Here is a 15,371-nt window from a genome sequence, read left to right on the forward strand (position 1 = left end):
CGACGGCGGTTCGCAGGTCACGTGCGATCATTTCACCCGCTCATCCCGGCGGACGTCGGGATCCAGTGCTTTGGCTTCATCGCGCAACCCTATATTGATCCCGCAGGCTGTAGGGTCAGTGCCTGTGGCTCTCACTGGATCCCGGCGTCCGCCGGGATGAGCGGAAAGATTGATGGCGAAGTCCAAGACGCATTCCTTCCACGCCCCGCGCAGCCACGGCTTCGTGCGCGTCGCCGCCGCGACCCCGGTGGTTCATGTCGCCGACCCGGCCGCCAACGCCGAAGAGCACGAACGGCTGATCCGTCAGGCGGGCGAGAAGGGCGTGGACCTGCTGGTCTTCCCCGAGCTGTCGCTGAGCGCCTACGCCATCGACGACCTGCATATGCAGGCGGCCCTGCTGGAAGAGGTCGAGCGCCAGATCGCGCGGCTGTCCGAGGTCGCGGACGAGGCTGGCGTCATCGCCGTGATCGGCGCGCCGATCCGCAACGGCGACGCCCTGTTCAACTGCGCCGTGGTGCTGGGCGGCGGCGAGGTGCTGGGCGTGGTCCCCAAGACCTATCTGCCCAACTATCGCGAATACTATGAGAAGCGCTGGTTCGCGCCCGCCGCCAGCCGTAGCGAGGACGCTGTCGTCCTGAACGGCGAAAGCATCGATTTCGCGCCGGGCCTGATATTCGAGGCGACCAACCGCCCCGGCTTCGTCTTCGCGGTCGAGATCTGCGAGGACTTCTGGGCGCCGCAGCCGCCGTCGACGCGGGCGGCGCTCGCGGGGGCGCGCATCCTGTGCAACCTGTCGGCCTCCAACATCGTCATCGGCAAGGCGGACGAGCGCGCCCTGCTGTGCGCCAGCCAGTCGGCGCGCACCCTGTCGGCCTATGTCTTCGCCGCCTCGGGCTGGGGCGAAAGCACGACCGATCTGGCATGGGACGGTCAGGCGACGATCCACGAACTGGGCGCCCGTCTGGCCGAGGGCGAGCGCTTCGCCCTGCACAGCCATCTGACGATCGCCGACGTGGACGTGGACCGCATCGGGCTGGATCGACTGCGCAACGGCACCTTCGCTGACTGCGCCCGGCTGGAAGGCGAGGCCGCGACGGTGGTTCCGTTCGAGGCGGGACAGGGGCCGACCGACGCCCTGATCCGTCCGCTGGACCGCTTCCCCTTTGTGCCGGACGATGCGGCACGCCTGGATCAGGACTGTTTTGAGGCCTTCAACATTCAGGTTCAGGGCCTGATGCGGCGGATGACGGCGACCGGGTCGAAGACGCTGGTGATCGGCGTCTCGGGGGGGCTGGATTCGACGCAGGCCCTGCTGGTCGCCTGTCGCGCCTTCGACCGGCTGGAGCTGCCGCGCACCGGCATCCTGGCCTTCACCATGCCGGGGTTCGCCACTTCGGACGGCACCAAGTCGAATGCCTGGGCGCTGATGGATGCGGTGGGCGTCACTGGCGCCGAGATCGACATCCGTCCCGCTGCCGAACAGATGTTGCGCGACATCGGCCACCCCTTTGCCGATGGCCAACCGGTCCACGACATCACCTTCGAGAATGTGCAGGCGGGTCTTCGGACCGACTATCTGTTCCGTCTGGCCAATCAGAACAACGGCTTCGTTCTGGGCACCGGCGACCTGTCGGAACTGGCGCTGGGGTGGTGCACCTATGGCGTCGGCGATCACATGAGCCACTACAACGTCAATGGCGGGGTGGCGAAGACCCTGATCCAGCACCTGATCCGCTGGGTGGCCGGGCGCGGTCTGGTGGGGGAGACGGCGACCCCGACCCTTCACGCCATTCTGGCGACGGAGATTTCGCCCGAACTGGTTCCTGCGGGCGCCGACGGAGCGATCCAGTCGACGCAGAGCATTGTCGGCCCCTATGCGCTGAACGACTTCTTCCTGTTCTACATCAGCCGGTTCGGCCTGAAGCCGTCCAAGGTCGCCTATCTGGCCCATCAGGCCTGGGGCGATGCGGCGACGGGAAGCTGGCCGCAAGGCCTGCCGCAGGGCGAACGGGTCGCCTATGACCTGCCGACCATCAAGGGCTGGTTGCGGAAGTTCCTGATCCGCTTCTTCCAGACCAGCCAGTTCAAACGCTCGGCCGTGCCGAACGGGCCGAAGGTGGTCACGGGCGGGTCGCTGTCGCCGCGCGGCGACTGGCGGGCGCCGTCGGATTCCTCGGCGCGGGTGTGGCTGGACGAACTGGACGCCAATACGCCGGACTGATGCGCGCGAGGGTTGAAACGACTCGCCTGGGGTTTACGCGTCTGCGGGACGCGGGTTAGCGTTTCGACCTCCCCGCCCTCTGTGAGCCTGACACACCCGGTCGTGCGGGAGAGCCCGGATCTGTCCGGGTCAGCCTTGGGCTGAGCGTTCGGGGTTGAAGAAGGATACGCCATGCGTTTTGCAACGGCCGCCGCCCCGACCGCCATTCTGGCCGCCCTGTTCCTGACCGCCGCGCCCGCTCTGGCGCAGGACGCCGCTCCAGCGCCCGCCGCCGCCCCTGCCGCAGCCGGTGAACCGACCGACGCCGAACTGAGCCAGTTCGCCGCCGCCATGAAGACGGTCCAGAGCGTGGCCGCGACCGTCCAGAACGGAACCCCGACCGAGGACCAGCAGGCCCAGATGGCCGCCGCCGTGCAGAACTCGGGTCTGGCCGTTGAACGCTTCAACGCCATTTCGGCGGCCGTTTCGGCTGACCCGGTGCTGCAGGCTCGGGCGGCTGTGGCGGGCGCGACGCCGTCCGCGCCCGGCTCGGTCGGGGCCGGCGTCACCGACGCCGAAGCCGGTCAGTTCGCCGCCGCCATGGGCGAAATCTCGGGCATCGCCCGCGCCCTGAACGGCGCCCAGCCGAACGCCGAACAGCAGGCTCAGATGGCCGCCGCCATCCAGAACTCGGGCCTTGAGATCGAGCGCTTCAACGCTATTTCCGCCGCCACGGCGCAGGACGAGCATCTGCAGGCGCGCATCGCCCTTGCCCAGACGCGTCAGGGCGAATAGGCCCATGGGAGGCGGGCTGTCGCGGAAGCGGCGGCCCTCTCTCTCTTTCAGGCAGGATCGACCATGACCGACGACGTGACCAAGGACTCCAACGGCAACCTCCTGGCCGACGGCGACAGCGTGACCCTGATCAAGGATCTGAAGGTCAAGGGCTCGGGCGGGGTGACGCTGAAGCGTGGAACCCTGGTCAAGAACATCCGTCTGACCGGCGACCCCGACGAGATCGAGGCCAACGTCGAGAAGGTGCGCGGCCTGGTCCTGCGCACGGAGTTCGTGAAGAAGGCTTGATGCTGAGCCTACCGCGCTTCGCGCTGCTTGAGGCTCATTTAAGCGGGCCTATCGCGCTTCACGCTACTTGAGGCCGTGAGCGGGTCGACCGGGCCTTGTGCTGCTTGGGCCCCGGAGGGCTGCCTCAGCCCACGCTCGCCAGGAATTCGAAGATGGCGGCGCGCGCCTCGGGCTCGTCCAGCATGGGGGCGTGGCCGACGCCGGGAACCTCGACATAGGCCATGGCAGGGGCGGCCTTCTTCATCTTGTCGGCGATGGCGGGGCTGAGCAGGTCGGATGTTCCGCCGCGCACCAGCAGGGTCGGCTTCTTCCGCGCCAGCGCCCGGAACGCGGGCCACAGGTTGGGAACCAGGGCCTTGGACCCCGCCGCCTTGATCGGCGCGGAGATATCCGGGTCATAGTCCAGCACCGGCGCGCCCTCGGTCCCCTCGCGGAAGACGCGGCGGGCGAAGGCGGCCCAGTCGGCGTCCGTATAGTCGGGGAAGGCCGCCTCATTGATGCGCCGGGCGTAGGCCGTGGCGTCATCCCAGCTCTCGATCACGACGGGCTGGCCGGTATAGGCGGCGATGCGGGCCAGACCTTCGGTCGCGACCTCGGGGCCGACGTCGTTCAGGATGGCGGCGGCGATGGCCTTGGGCTTGATGGCGGTCAGCGCCAGGGTGATCAGCCCGCCCATGGAGGTGCCGAGGAAGACCGCCTTCTCGATCCCTGCCTGCTCCATCAGGGCCACGACGTCCTTCGCATAGACGTCCGGCGTATAGGTCATGGGGTCGGGCGCACGATCCGACCGGCCGCGCCCGCGCACGTCGATCGCCAGGACGCGGCGACCGCTGTGGGCGATCAGACCCGCGATGACGCCGAAATCGGCGCTGTTGCGCGTCAGGCCGTGGATGGCGATGACCGGCAAGCGCGCCGGCCCCTCGGCCGGGGCGTAGTCGCGGGCGTAGAGGCTGAGGCCGTCCGGCGAGGTCCAGCGCCGCTCGACAAAGCGGTCGGCCAGCGGGGTGGTCATCGGCATGGATCGTCTCCGAACAGCAGTTCCGTTCGAGCGACGTTAATTCATCGATTGCGGAATAGCGATCAGCCGGGCGGCAGATCGCGGATGAATTGATCGAGATCGCCCTGGGTGAAGCGATGGCCCGCCACGCCCGCGCGCCGCGCCGCCTCCATGTCCGAAGGCTGGTCGCCGATCATCAGCGAGCGGGAAAGGTCCAGGTCGTGCTCGGCGGCGGCCCTCAGCAACATGCCGGGGTTGGGCTTGCGGTCGGGGTGGTCGGGGTGGCGATAGCGTTCGTCCGCCGCTTCTGAATGGAAGGGACAGGCGTAGACGGCGTCGATGCGCCCGCCGCCTTCGGCCAGCCGCTCGATCAGCCGACGGTTGAAGGCGTGCATGGTCTCTTCGCTGAACATGCCGCGCGCCACGCCCGACTGGTTGGTGACGATGACGGTCATGTAGCCCGCCTCGTTCAGCCGCTTCACCGCCTCGGCGGCGCCGGGAATCAGCACCAGTTGATCGGGCCGGTGCGGATAGCCGCTGTCGACGATCAGCACGCCGTCGCGGTCGAGGAAGGCGGCGGGGCGCTGGGTCATGCGGGCTCCGTCAGCAGGGCCGAGAAGGCCGTCATCAGATGGTAGAGGCTGGAGGCGGGAACGGCGGCGTCCTGGGGCCGTCCCTCGGCGTCAAAGGCGTCGATCCACAGGCCTTGTGTCTCTGTCGCCAGATGGGTCTCGAACAGGCGCTCGATCAGCCTGGCCGCCCTGACGTGTTCGCCGCGCGCATGCAGGGCGCGCAGAAGCTCGGTCTGGGCCCACAGGCGCACGCCGCCGTCGCGGATCTGGCCGATCCGGTTGATCTCGCGCACGGCCAGTCCATCTGCGCGGACCCCGCAGGTCAGGGCGCTGGTGTAGAGGGCGCGCGCGGGGGAACTCAGGTCCGGCAGGCCTAGGCGGGCGGCTTCGCCCAGCAGCCAGACCCATTCCATGTGGTGTCCCGGCTCGATGCATTGGCCTTCGGAGCCGGGGCGCGGGCTCCAGTCGGTCTCGTAGAACTCGCCCAGCATCAGATGTTCGCGGTCGAAGAAACGTCGGTTGAACAGCTCCAGCACCGACCGGGCCGCCGCCTCGAAGGCCGGGTCGGGCGCCGTCGCCTGCCAGGCCAGCAGGGCCTCCAGCATGTGCATGTGCGGGTTCTGGCGACGCGGCAAGACCGGGGGCAGGGCCTCCTGCCAGCCGCCGTGAACGGGATCGGCCATCTGCGCCTGGATGGCGGCCAGGGTCTCGAGCGCCAGCGGCCGCGCCCGTTCGTCCTTCAGCACGCGGTGCGCGCCGGCCAGGGCGAACAGGACGAAGGCCAGGTCGTAGAGATCAGGCGTGGCGTCGCTCACGGTTCCCGCGTCGTCCGTGGCGCGCACCCACAGGCCGTCGTTCCGGCGGTTGCTGCGGATCAGGGCGTCCAGCGCGGCGCGGGCGACGGGTTCGGCCTCGATCCAGCCCAGCGCGGCGGCCTGGATGAAGACATAGGTCTGTCGCGCCTGCACGCGGGTGCGGCGGGGGACGCCTGTGACTGGCCGTCCATCGAGGTCCAGCTTCTCGAAGAAGCGGCCATCGCCGTCGATTCCCGCCGCCGCCCACAGCGGCAGGGCCTGGCCGAACAGCCAGTCATGGACCCGGTTCCTGGCGGCGGCGTCGAAGCTCATGGGTCCGGCTTAGGCGGCGCTCCGGCCTTTGCCAAGTCGCCGTTTCGTTGCATCCGGCAACGCGAAGTGACTCGGGGGGGTTTGTTCAGCACCCCGCCGCTTTGCTAGGACGCAGACTGACACAGACGACCCGCCTTCGCGTCCGCGCCCCGGAGCCTTGGACTTCCGCCCGCGCCGGCCCCATCGAGAGAGCGACATCGCAATGACCATTCCCTTCATCGACCTTCAGGCTCAGCGCCTGCGCCTCGGCGGCAAGATCGAGGCCGCCGTTCAGGAGGCCGTCGTCGGCGGCGCCTGGGTCATGGGCCCGCAGGTGCGCCAGTTCGAGGCCGACCTGGCCGCGTTCGGCAAGGCCAAGCACGCCCTGGGCTGCGCCAACGGCACCGACGCCCTGGCCCTGCCGCTGATGGCCTGGGGGATCGGGCGCGGCGACGCCGTCTTCGTCCCCAGCTTCACCTTCGCCGCCACCGCCGAGGTCGTGCCTTGGTTCGACGCCGAGCCGGTCTTCGTCGATGTGGACGCGGACACCTACAACATGGACCCGGCCGCGCTGGAGCGCGCCATCGAGGGAATCAAGGCCGAGGGTCGCCTGACCCCGCGCGTGGTCATCGCCGTCGACCTGTTCGGCCAGCCCGCCGACTATCCGGCCATCAAGGCGGTCTGTGACAAACATGGCCTGAAGCTGATCTCGGACTCGGCCCAGGGCTTCGGCTGCACCATCGACGGCGCGCATCCGCTGAAATGGGCCGATGTGACCACCACCAGCTTCTTCCCGGCTAAGCCGCTGGGCTGCTACGGCGATGGCGGGGCGGTGCTGACCAATGACGACGAACTGGCCCAGCTGATGGATTCCATCCGCGTCCACGGCAAGGCGGTCGGCGTCGACCTGAAGGACCGGACCTTCGACCACGACCCCAAATATCTGAATATGCGCGTCGGCCTGAACAGCCGTCTGGACACCATCCAGGCCGCCGTCCTGATCGAGAAGCTGAAGGTCTTTGCGCAGGAGATCGAGTGGCGCAACGCCGCCGCCGCCCGCTATAACGAGGGCCTGAGCCCCCACGTCGCCAAGGTGCCGGACGTCCCGGCGGGCAATGTCTCCAACTGGGCGCAATACACGGTCGAGCATTCGGACCGCGACGCCTTGGCCGCGCATCTGAAGGATCAGGGCGTGCCGACGGCGGTCTATTATCCGATCCCGCTGCACCTTCAGCCCGCCTATGAGCACTATCCGCGCGGCGCGGGCGGCTTGCCCGTCACCGAGCGGCTGAAGGACGTGGTCGTCAGCCTGCCGATGCACGCCGATCTGGACGCCCAGACGCAAGACCGCATCATCGCCGCCGTCGCCAGCTTTAAGGCCTGATCCGCATGACCCTCCAGCAGACCCCTCTCAAGATCGGCGTCGCGGGCGCCGGCGTCATGGGCCGCAACCACGCCCGTGTCCTGGCCGAACTGCGCGACGTCGAGCTGACGACCGTCTTCGATCCCGACGCCGTGACGGCCGAGGGCGTGGCCGCCGCCTATGGCGCGACCGCCGTGACGACCGCCGAGGCCTTCGTCGCCGCCGGCCTGGACGCCGCCGTCATCGCCACGCCGAACCGCTATCACGCCGAACTGGGCGTGGCCCTGCTGAACGCTGGCGTCCATGTGCTGGTTGAGAAGCCGATCGCGGCCACAGTGGCCGACGCTCAGGCCATGATCGACGCCGCCAAGGCCAATGACCGAGTGCTGATGGTCGGCCATGTCGAGCGCTTCAACCCGGCGGTCGAGACGGTCAAGCGCGCCATCGACGGCGACGAGATCATCTCCATCCAGATCACCCGCGTCGGCCCCTTCCCGCCGCGCATGGGCGAGGTCGGGGTGGTCATCGATCTGGCGGTGCACGACATCGACATCATCCGCCATCTGACGGGGTCGGAGATGACCGAGGTCCAGTCGCTGTTAGGCCACACCCACGCCTCGCGCGAGGACTCGGCCCTGCTGCAGTTCCGCATGGACAATGGGGTGATCGCCCACATCACCACCAACTGGGTCACGCCCTACAAGACCCGCGTCCTGCAGGTGGCGACCAAGAACCGCTTCATCGTCGCCGACCTGATCACCCGCCAGGTGACGGAATTCTTCGGCCAGCAGCCGGACGGCTCCTATTCGACGCGGATGCTGAACGCCTGGCCCGCCGAGCCGCTCAAGAAGGAGCACGAGGCCTTCGTCCACGCCATCCGCACCGGCGAGACGGCGGCCGTCAGCGGCGAAGACGGCCTGCGCAATCTGGAAGTGGCGCTGAGGTGTCTGGGGGAGTGAGCGAGAGGCTCTAGGCCTTCACCACCTGCATTGTCAGCCATTCGGCGATCAGGGCGGGCTTGTCGCCGCCTTCGATCTCGACGGTCAGTTCGTGCTTCAGCAGCCACCGGCCGCCACCCTTGTCCTCAGCCGACAACAGCTTGAAGCGGCCGCGCACGCGCGACCCGGACGACGCCGGGGCGAGGAAGCGCAGGCGGTCGAAGCCGTAGTTCACCCCCATGACCAGATCGTCCAGCGGGGCGACGGCGTCCATGCTCATGGCCGAGGCGAGGCTGAGGGTCAGGAAGCCGTGCGCAATGGTTCCGCCGAAGGGCGTCGCCTTGGCGCGCTCGGGATCGACGTGGATGAACTGCTCATCCTCGGTCAGTCCGGTGAAGGCGTCGATGCGCGCCTGGTCCAGCGCAAACCAGCGGCTGACGCCGACCTCCTGACCGATCTGGGACTGTAGTTCGCTGGCCTTGCTCATGTGACGCCCTCCCGTTCGCGCCAGCCTTGCGCGGGGAGGGGGTGGAAGCAAGACCTACCCCTCGAAGCGTCCCTCGATGATGGCGCTGAACAGGCCGGGGTCGACGTTGCCGCCCGACAGGACGATGCCGGTGGTCAGCCCCCTGGCCTCGACCTTGCCTGACAGCAGCGCCGCCAGGGACACGGCGCCGCCCGGCTCGATAACCAGCTTCAGCCAGCGGAAGGCGAAGCGCATGGCCTCGGCCACTTCGGCGTCGGTGACGGTGGCGGCGCCCACCAGACGCCGGTTGATGGGCCAGGTCAGTTCGCCCGGCATGGGCGCCATCAGGGCGTCGCAGATGGAGGGCGCACCCTGCGGATGGCCGATGCGCGCACCTGCTTCCAGCGAGCGGCGGGTGTCGTCGAAGGCGTCCGGCTCGACCACGATGACGCGGGTGGCGGGGCTCTGTTCGGCCATGACCAGATTGATCCCGGCGATCAGCCCGCCGCCCGAGGCGCCGCACAGCAGCTGATCCATCGGCACGCCCGCCTGTTCCAGCATCTCCAGCCCGACGGTGCCTTGGCCCTCGATGATGAAGGGATCGTCGAACGGCGGGACCAGCACCGAGCCGCGCTCGGCCGCAATCTCGGCGCCGATGGCCTCGCGGCTCTCGGTCCAGCGGTCGTAGAAGCGCACCTCGCCGCCGAAGGCGCGCACGCCCTCGACCTTCACCGCCGGGCTGTCGGACGGCATGACGATCAGGGCGGGCGTCCCGACGGCCCTGGCTGCGGCGGCCACCCCCTGCGCGTGGTTGCCGGAGGAATAGGCCACGACGCCGCGCGTCTTCTCTTCGTCCGTCAGGCGGCTGATGCGGTTATAGGCGCCGCGGAACTTGAAGGCGCCCGCCACCTGAAACGTCTCGGCCTTTATCAGCACCCGACCGCCGACAGCCTCGTTCAGGGCCGTATGCTCGATCAGCGGCGTGCGGACGGCGGCGGGGGCGATCTGACGGGTGGCGTCGACGACGCCTTGGAAACTGGGCGTATGCATGGCTTCCCTCTTACGTCGCGGCGCAGGCTCTGCATAACTCACATCATGCAAGCAAATATGATCCTCGCCATCGACCAGGGCACGACCTCGACGCGCGCGATCGCGTTTGAAGTCTCGTCTGAGGGTGATTTCCACGCTGTCGCCGTCAGTCAGATCGAGCTGGCGCAGCACTTCCCGCAGTCGGGCTGGGTCGAGCATGACGCGGCCGAGGTCTGGCGCGCGACGCTGCAGACCTGTCGCGAGGTGGTGCGCAAGGCGGGCGGCGTCGGGCGCTTCGCCGCCATCGGCATCACCAACCAGCGCGAGACCTCGGTGATCTGGGACGCGGCGACCGGCGAGCCGCTGCACCGCGCTATCGTCTGGCAGGACCGGCGCACGGCTGAGGCGACGGGCAAGCTGGCGGCGCAGGGGCATGAGGCGAAGGTTCAGGCGGCGACGGGCCTGATCCTCGATCCCTATTTCTCGGCGTCGAAATACGCCTGGCTGCTGGACGCCGTGCCTGGCGCGCGAGAGCGGGCGGCGCGCGGCGAGGTGAAGCTGGGCACGATCGACGCCTGGCTGATCTGGAAGCTGACGGGCGGCCAAAGCCACGTCACCGACGCCACCAACGCCAGCCGCACCAGTCTGATGGACCTGACGACCCGCGCCTGGCGGCCGGACCTGTGCGACCTGTTCGGCGTGCCGATTGAGGCCCTGCCGGAGATCCGCGACTGCGACGCCCTGCTGGGGACGGCGGATCCGTCGCTGTTGGGGCGCGCCCTGCCCATTCACGGCTCGGCGGGGGATCAGCACGCGGCCCTGGTCGGCCACGGGGCGCTGACGGCGGGGGACGCCAAGATCACCTATGGCACCGGGGCCTTCCTGGTGGCCAATGTCGGTGGGGCGCCGGTGACCTCGACCTCGCGCCTGCTGGGAACGCTGGGCTATGCGGCGGGCGGCGAGGCGGCCTATGCGCTGGAGGGGTCCATCTTCTCGGCCGGGTCGGCGATTCAGTGGCTGCGCGACGGGCTGAAGGTGCTGTCGGATTCGCGCCAGTCCGAGGCCATGGCCCAGACGCTGAAGGACAACGGCGGGGTCTATCTGGTTCCCGGCTTCACCGGACTGGGCGCGCCGTGGTGGGAGCCGGAGGCGCGGGGCACGGTCGTCGGCCTGACCCGCGACAGCGGACCGGCGCACATGGTCCGCGCCGCGCTGGAGAGCTTGGCCTATCAGACCCGCGACCTGCTGGACGCCCTGACGAAGGACGGGGCGCCGCCGCTGAAACGGCTCAAGGTCGATGGCGGCGTCACCGCCAACGCCTTCGCCATGCAGTTCATCGCCGACATCTGCGAGGTCGAGGTCGAACGTCCCGCCTTTCAGGAGATGACCGCCATGGGGGCGGCGCGGCTGGCGGCCTATGGCGTCGGTCTGACCGAGGCCCTGTGGACGGCGCCGGCCGAGGCGCCCGCCGTCTGGACCCCGCGCATGGGGGCCGAGGAGCGGACGCGGCTGCTCAAGGGCTGGCGCGGCGCGGTCAGGGCCGCCATCATCGCCGCTCAGCCGGAGGAGGGGGAATGACCGAGGCCGTGGATTCACAGGCACTGGACGCTCAGGCCGCGTTTTCGGGCACGCGCGAGGTGGACGACCGTCATCGGCTGGATGAGGCGGCGCTGGACGCCTGGCTGGCGGCCAACGTCGAGGGCTACGCCGGGCCGCTGACGATCCGCCAGTTCAAGGGCGGCCAGTCCAACCCGACCTATGAGCTGACCACGCCGGGCCGGACCTATGTGCTGCGCCGCAAGCCGCCGGGCGCGCTGCTGGCCAGCGCCCACGCCGTGGACCGGGAGTTCGCGGTCATCTCGGCCCTGCACGCCGAGGGTTTTCCGGTCGCGCGGCCCTATGCTCTGTGCGCGGACGATAACGTCATCGGTTCGATCTTCTATGTCATGGAGAAGGTCGAGGGCCGCATCTTCTGGGACTTGAAGCTGCCCGGCCTGACGCCGCCGGAGCGCCGCGCCATCTATGACGCCCAGGTCGATACGCTGGCGGCCCTGCACCGGCTGGAGCCGGAGGCCGCAGGCCTGGCCGACTACGGCAAGGCGGGGAACTATTTCGCGCGCCAGGTGGGGCGCTGGAGCAAGCAGTATCGCGCCTCCGAGATCGCGCCGATCGCGGCCATGGACCGGCTGATCGCCTTCCTGCCCGACAGCCTGCCGCCGGAGGGGCCGACGCGGATCGTGCATGGGGACTTCCGCCTCGACAATCTGATCCTCGATCCGGCCGAGGCGAAGGTGCGCGCGGTGCTGGATTGGGAGCTGTCGACCCTGGGCGACCCGATGGCGGACTTTTCCTATCTGCTGATCGCCTGGGTGATCCCGGCGTCCCTGCGCAACGGCCTGGCGGGGGCGGACCTGAAGGCGCTGGGCATTCCCTCGGTCGAGGAGACGGTCGCCCGCTATGCGCAGAAGACCGGCACGGCGGCGCCGGAGAACCTGGACTGGCTGTTCGCCTATAATCTGTTCCGGCTGGCGGCCATCTGTCAGGGCATCGCCGGACGGGTGCGCGACGGCACCGCCGCCAGCGCCCACGCCAAGGCCATGGCGGCCCAGGTCGGTCCGCTTTCGGACGCGGCCTGGAGCTTTGCGTGCAAGGCGGGCGCCTAGCGGAGCTGTACGGAAACAGTTTTTGTTACGGATCGATTTGTGAAACGCTCTCGGAAGGCCTACCTTCCCATCAGGAGCAAGAACCCTGATGTCTGACAGCCAACGTTTCCCCGTCGCCGCCCACGCCCTGGCCTATCTGGCCCACAAGGGCGCCTATGCGGCGACCGAGGCCGAGCCGAGCGCCGTCCTGGCGGCCTCGGTGCCGACCAATCCGGTGGTGATCCGCCGGGTTACGGCCCTGCTGGCCAAGGCGGGCCTGATCGCCACGCGCCCCGGCGCGTCGGGCGGATCGTGGCTGCTGCGGCGGCCCGAGGATATTCGCCTGGATGAGGTGCTGAAGGCCGTGAACGGCTGCGCTCAGCTGGGCTCGCCGCCCGCCGGGGCCAAGGGGTGCCCGGTCGGCGAACACATTCCGCGCCAGGTGGCCAAGGCCCTGACGGCGGCGGATCAGGCGGCGGGTGCGGCCCTGTCGAAGATCACCATCGCCGACCTGCTGGCCGAAGACCCGGAAGTGCTGCGCCCGTTCGCGCCGCATCCGTGCTGCCCCAACGCCGACGCGGCCTGACGAGGCGTCCTTGGGGGAGGGGCGCCGCACCGTTCTGATCACCGGGGCTTCGGCGGGCATCGGCGCCGCCCTGGCGCGCGTCTGCGCGGCGCGAGGCCATGACCTGATCCTGACCGCCCGGCGCGAGGCGCCGCTTCACGCCCTGGCCGAGGCGCTGGCCGCCGCCCACGGCGTCGCCGCGAGCGTCGTCGTGGCCGATCTGGCCGAGCCGGAAGCGCCCGCGCGTCTGGTCGAGGCGATCGCGGCGCGCGATCTGAGCGTCGACGGCCTGATCAACAATGCGGGCTTCAGCCGCACCACGGGCTTTCTGACGACCGATCCGGCCGATCACGCCGCCATGATCCGGGTCATGCTGACGGCGCCGGTCGAGCTGTCGCGCCTGGTGCTGCCGGGCATGGTCGCGCGCGGCTGGGGCCGTGTGCTGAACGTGGCCTCTCTGGCCGGACAGATGCCGGCGACCGGCGGCGACACGCTTTACGGCCCGATCAAGAGCTTCCTGATCAAGGCGTCGCAAGGGTTGTGGCTGGAGACGCAAGGGACCGGCGTGCACGTCACCGCCCTGTGTCCCGGCTACACCTATACCGAGTTCCACGACGTCAACGGTTCGCGCGATCAGGTCTCGGCCGCCTATCCCAAGTGGATGTGGATGGACGCCGACCGCGTGGCCCGCATCGGCTGGGATGCGGTCGAGGCCAATCGGCCGCGCGTGACGCCGGGCGCAGCCAACAATGTGCTGGCGGCGCTGGGCGGACTGCTGCCCGACGCCCTGGCGCTGAAGATGGTCGGCGGCCACGCCAAACGGCTGGACCGCCTCTGAAGCTCTAGTGTCCGCCGGAAGGGTAGGGGGTGGTGACGCCTGCGCTGAACATCCCCGGCAGGGCCTCGCCCAGACCCATCAGGATGAACTGGATCGCCAGGGCGCACAGGATCAGGCCCAGCACGCGGACTACGATGGCCATGCCGACATCGCCCAGGATGCGGCTGATCGGGCCGGTGGCGGCGAAGCACATGAAGGTGACGACGCAGGCGGCGACCATGGCGGTCAGCGACGCCGCCGTGCCCGCCGCGCCCAGTTTCTGGGCCTCGCCCGCCTGGATGATGATGGCCGAGATGGCGCCCGGTCCGATCATCAGGGGAATGGCGAAGGGCACGATCAGGCGCTTGAACCGGCGCTTGGCGTAGCCGCGCACGTCCTGGGCGTCGGTCGCGGCGTCGGCGTCGGCGAAGATCTTGAGGAAGTCCTCGCGCGCCATGTCCAGGCCCAGCAGCAGCAGCAGGATGCCGCCCGCGATGCGGAAAGCGGCCAGAGAAATGCCGAAGAACTGCAGCAGGCCAAGGCCCGTGAAGAAGAAGAAGCCGAGGAAGACCGCCGCGAAGGCGCAGATCATGGCCGAGACGGTGATGCGCTGACGCAGGGAGGCGCCCGCCGTGGCCGCTGCGAAGATCGGCACATTGCCGATGGGGTCCAGCAGGGCGAACAGCGCCACGAACAGGTTGACCCCCAGATCGACCGCGTTCATTGCTTCATCCCGCCCTTAAAACCCGCCGCGCGACCGCGACCCCTTGTCTCACCTATCGGGGCATCCGCGCGCGCCTGCAAGCCGCCGAGAGCCGGAAATGTCGCAAGATCGCCCTAATCGCCCCTTCGACCCGCGCGTCATCTGCGCCCTGGACGTGCCGACGACCGATGAGGCCCGCGCCCTGGTCGCGCGGATCGGCGATGCGGTGGGCTTCTACAAGGTGGGGCTGCAGCTGTTCGCTTCGGACGGCATGGGTCTGGCGCGCGAGTTGAAGGCGTCCGGCGCCCAGGTGTTTCTGGACTGGAAGCTGCACGACATCGGCGCGACGGTGGAGAAGGCGACGGCGGTGCTGGCCAATGCGGGCTGCGACCTGCTGACCGTTCACGCCCGGCCCCAGGTGATGGCGGCGGCGGCGCGCGGCGCGGCGGGCTCGGATCTGAAGATTCTGGGCGTCACCGTCCTGACCAGTCTGACCGACGAGGATCTGAAGGCGGACGATCACAGCCTGTCGGCGGCGGAACTGGTAGAGCAGCGGGTGCGTCAGGCGCTGGAGGCGGGCATCCACGGCGTCGTCTCCAGCCCGCATGAGGCGGGCCGGGCGCGCGAGATCGCGGCGGCGGCGGGACGCGAGGACTTCCTGATCGTGACGCCGGGCGTGCGGCCCGCCGGGGCGGCCCTGGATGATCAGGCGCGCGCTGCGACGCCGGCCAGCGCGCTTGCGGCGGGGGCGACCCATCTGGTCATCGGCCGTCCGATCACCGCCGTCGCCGATCCGCGTGCGGCGGCCCAGGCGATCACCCAGGAGATCGCCCTGGTCTGAGGCCTATGGGCTTGATCCTGAAGGGGATCGTGCTTCACGTGAAACAAGA

At 69.3% G+C, this 15,371-nt stretch carries 16 protein-coding genes; 10 read left to right on the forward strand and 6 right to left on the reverse strand.

Annotated features, from left to right (window positions below; translation table 11 throughout):
- Positions 1-172 precede the first annotated feature (172 nt).
- The 3 genes from FM111_RS05100 (at position 173) to FM111_RS05110 (ending at position 3,283) form a co-directional block, all read left to right on the forward strand.
- Complete coding sequence (locus tag FM111_RS05100) at positions 173-2,221, forward strand: NAD(+) synthase (RefSeq protein ID WP_087139658.1); 2,049 nt, start codon at positions 173-175, stop codon at positions 2,219-2,221.
- 171 nt (positions 2,222-2,392) lie between these two features.
- On the forward strand, positions 2,393-2,995 hold the full coding sequence (locus tag FM111_RS05105) for a DUF4168 domain-containing protein (protein WP_087139660.1): 603 nt from the start codon (positions 2,393-2,395) through the stop codon (positions 2,993-2,995).
- 63 nt (positions 2,996-3,058) lie between these two features.
- Positions 3,059-3,283, forward strand: coding sequence for an alkylphosphonate utilization protein (locus tag FM111_RS05110; RefSeq protein ID WP_039245979.1), 225 nt, complete (start codon positions 3,059-3,061; stop codon positions 3,281-3,283).
- A 124-nt stretch (positions 3,284-3,407) separates the two neighbouring features.
- Here the strand turns inward: FM111_RS05110 and FM111_RS05115 are convergent, their stop codons facing one another.
- The 3 genes from FM111_RS05115 to FM111_RS05125 all read right to left on the reverse strand — a co-directional run bounded on the left by FM111_RS05115 (position 3,408) and on the right by FM111_RS05125 (position 5,979).
- Complete coding sequence (locus FM111_RS05115; protein ID WP_087139662.1) at positions 3,408-4,301, reverse strand: alpha/beta fold hydrolase; 894 nt, start codon at positions 4,299-4,301, stop codon at positions 3,408-3,410.
- Positions 4,302-4,363: 62 nt separating this feature from the next.
- The gene (locus FM111_RS05120; RefSeq protein WP_087139664.1) at positions 4,364-4,873 is read right to left on the reverse strand and encodes a D-glycero-alpha-D-manno-heptose-1,7-bisphosphate 7-phosphatase; all 510 of its coding nucleotides are present in this window, start codon (positions 4,871-4,873) and stop codon (positions 4,364-4,366) included.
- Positions 4,870-5,979, reverse strand: a complete 1,110-nt coding sequence (locus FM111_RS05125) for an AGE family epimerase/isomerase (protein ID WP_087139666.1) — start codon at positions 5,977-5,979, stop codon at positions 4,870-4,872. The genes FM111_RS05120 and FM111_RS05125 overlap by 4 nt, the downstream gene beginning before the upstream one ends.
- Before the next feature lie 202 nt (positions 5,980-6,181).
- Here FM111_RS05125 and FM111_RS05130 point away from each other — a divergent pair, with 202 nt between their 5' ends.
- Positions 6,182-7,342, forward strand: coding sequence for a DegT/DnrJ/EryC1/StrS family aminotransferase (locus tag FM111_RS05130; protein ID WP_087139667.1), 1,161 nt, complete (start codon positions 6,182-6,184; stop codon positions 7,340-7,342).
- Between the two features lie 5 nt (positions 7,343-7,347).
- Entirely contained in the window at positions 7,348-8,280 is a 933-nt protein-coding gene (locus FM111_RS05135; protein WP_087139669.1) for a Gfo/Idh/MocA family protein, read from the forward strand.
- A gap of 10 nt (positions 8,281-8,290) precedes the next feature.
- Here the strand turns inward: FM111_RS05135 and FM111_RS05140 are convergent, their stop codons facing one another.
- Together FM111_RS05140 and FM111_RS05145 are read right to left on the reverse strand one after the other, a co-directional pair.
- Positions 8,291-8,746, reverse strand: coding sequence for a MaoC family dehydratase (locus FM111_RS05140; protein ID WP_087139671.1), 456 nt, complete (start codon positions 8,744-8,746; stop codon positions 8,291-8,293).
- Positions 8,747-8,800: 54 nt separating this feature from the next.
- Positions 8,801-9,775, reverse strand: a complete 975-nt coding sequence (locus FM111_RS05145; protein WP_087139673.1) for a threonine ammonia-lyase — start codon at positions 9,773-9,775, stop codon at positions 8,801-8,803.
- 57 nt (positions 9,776-9,832) lie between these two features.
- On the opposite strand from FM111_RS05145, the gene glpK reads away from it, so the two are divergent.
- The 4 genes from glpK (at position 9,833) to FM111_RS05165 (ending at position 13,799) form a co-directional block, all read left to right on the forward strand.
- Positions 9,833-11,332 carry a glycerol kinase GlpK gene (gene glpK, locus FM111_RS05150; RefSeq protein WP_087139675.1) on the forward strand — a complete coding sequence of 500 codons (1,500 nt, stop codon included), beginning with the start codon at positions 9,833-9,835 and terminating at the stop codon, positions 11,330-11,332.
- Positions 11,329-12,417: a phosphotransferase family protein gene (locus FM111_RS05155; RefSeq protein ID WP_087139677.1), complete on the forward strand. Its 1,089-nt coding sequence runs from the start codon at positions 11,329-11,331 to the stop codon at positions 12,415-12,417. The genes glpK and FM111_RS05155 overlap by 4 nt, the downstream gene beginning before the upstream one ends.
- An 88-nt stretch (positions 12,418-12,505) precedes the next feature.
- Complete coding sequence (locus FM111_RS05160; protein ID WP_087139679.1) at positions 12,506-12,982, forward strand: Rrf2 family transcriptional regulator; 477 nt, start codon at positions 12,506-12,508, stop codon at positions 12,980-12,982.
- Positions 12,983-12,992: 10 nt separating this feature from the next.
- Entirely contained in the window at positions 12,993-13,799 is an 807-nt protein-coding gene (locus FM111_RS05165; protein WP_087139681.1) for an SDR family NAD(P)-dependent oxidoreductase, read from the forward strand.
- Between the two features lie 4 nt (positions 13,800-13,803).
- On the opposite strand, the gene FM111_RS05170 is transcribed toward FM111_RS05165, so the two are convergent.
- A complete protein-coding gene (locus FM111_RS05170) occupies positions 13,804-14,502 on the reverse strand; it encodes a MarC family protein (protein WP_087139683.1) in 699 nt (232 codons plus the stop codon).
- Positions 14,503-14,599: 97 nt separating this feature from the next.
- On the opposite strand from FM111_RS05170, the gene pyrF reads away from it, so the two are divergent.
- Positions 14,600-15,322 carry an orotidine-5'-phosphate decarboxylase gene (gene pyrF, locus FM111_RS05175; RefSeq protein WP_087139685.1) on the forward strand — a complete coding sequence of 241 codons (723 nt, stop codon included), beginning with the start codon at positions 14,600-14,602 and terminating at the stop codon, positions 15,320-15,322.
- Positions 15,323-15,371 lie beyond the last annotated feature (49 nt).

Origin of the sequence: Brevundimonas diminuta 3F5N, from assembly GCF_900163625.1 — a bacterium.
Taxonomy (GTDB): Bacteria; Pseudomonadota; Alphaproteobacteria; order Caulobacterales; family Caulobacteraceae; genus Brevundimonas; species Brevundimonas diminuta_A.

What these genes read in the sequence shown, in the direction of transcription:
- FM111_RS05100 (WP_087139658.1), top strand. Translation starts at nt 173, where the DNA reads ATGGCGAAGTCCAAGACGCATTCCTTCCACGCCCCGCGCAGCCACGGC.
- FM111_RS05105 (WP_087139660.1), top strand. Translation starts at nt 2,393, where the DNA reads ATGCGTTTTGCAACGGCCGCCGCCCCGACCGCCATTCTGGCCGCCCTG.
- FM111_RS05110 (WP_039245979.1), top strand. Translation starts at nt 3,059, where the DNA reads ATGACCGACGACGTGACCAAGGACTCCAACGGCAACCTCCTGGCCGAC.
- FM111_RS05115 (WP_087139662.1), bottom strand. Translation starts at nt 4,301, where the DNA reads ATGCCGATGACCACCCCGCTGGCCGACCGCTTTGTCGAGCGGCGCTGG.
- FM111_RS05120 (WP_087139664.1), bottom strand. Translation starts at nt 4,873, where the DNA reads ATGACCCAGCGCCCCGCCGCCTTCCTCGACCGCGACGGCGTGCTGATC.
- FM111_RS05125 (WP_087139666.1), bottom strand. Translation starts at nt 5,979, where the DNA reads ATGAGCTTCGACGCCGCCGCCAGGAACCGGGTCCATGACTGGCTGTTC.
- FM111_RS05130 (WP_087139667.1), top strand. Translation starts at nt 6,182, where the DNA reads ATGACCATTCCCTTCATCGACCTTCAGGCTCAGCGCCTGCGCCTCGGC.
- FM111_RS05135 (WP_087139669.1), top strand. Translation starts at nt 7,348, where the DNA reads ATGACCCTCCAGCAGACCCCTCTCAAGATCGGCGTCGCGGGCGCCGGC.
- FM111_RS05140 (WP_087139671.1), bottom strand. Translation starts at nt 8,746, where the DNA reads ATGAGCAAGGCCAGCGAACTACAGTCCCAGATCGGTCAGGAGGTCGGC.
- FM111_RS05145 (WP_087139673.1), bottom strand. Translation starts at nt 9,775, where the DNA reads ATGCATACGCCCAGTTTCCAAGGCGTCGTCGACGCCACCCGTCAGATC.
- glpK (WP_087139675.1), top strand. Translation starts at nt 9,833, where the DNA reads ATGATCCTCGCCATCGACCAGGGCACGACCTCGACGCGCGCGATCGCG.
- FM111_RS05155 (WP_087139677.1), top strand. Translation starts at nt 11,329, where the DNA reads ATGACCGAGGCCGTGGATTCACAGGCACTGGACGCTCAGGCCGCGTTT.
- FM111_RS05160 (WP_087139679.1), top strand. Translation starts at nt 12,506, where the DNA reads ATGTCTGACAGCCAACGTTTCCCCGTCGCCGCCCACGCCCTGGCCTAT.
- FM111_RS05170 (WP_087139683.1), bottom strand. Translation starts at nt 14,502, where the DNA reads ATGAACGCGGTCGATCTGGGGGTCAACCTGTTCGTGGCGCTGTTCGCC.
- pyrF (WP_087139685.1), top strand. Translation starts at nt 14,600, where the DNA reads ATGTCGCAAGATCGCCCTAATCGCCCCTTCGACCCGCGCGTCATCTGC.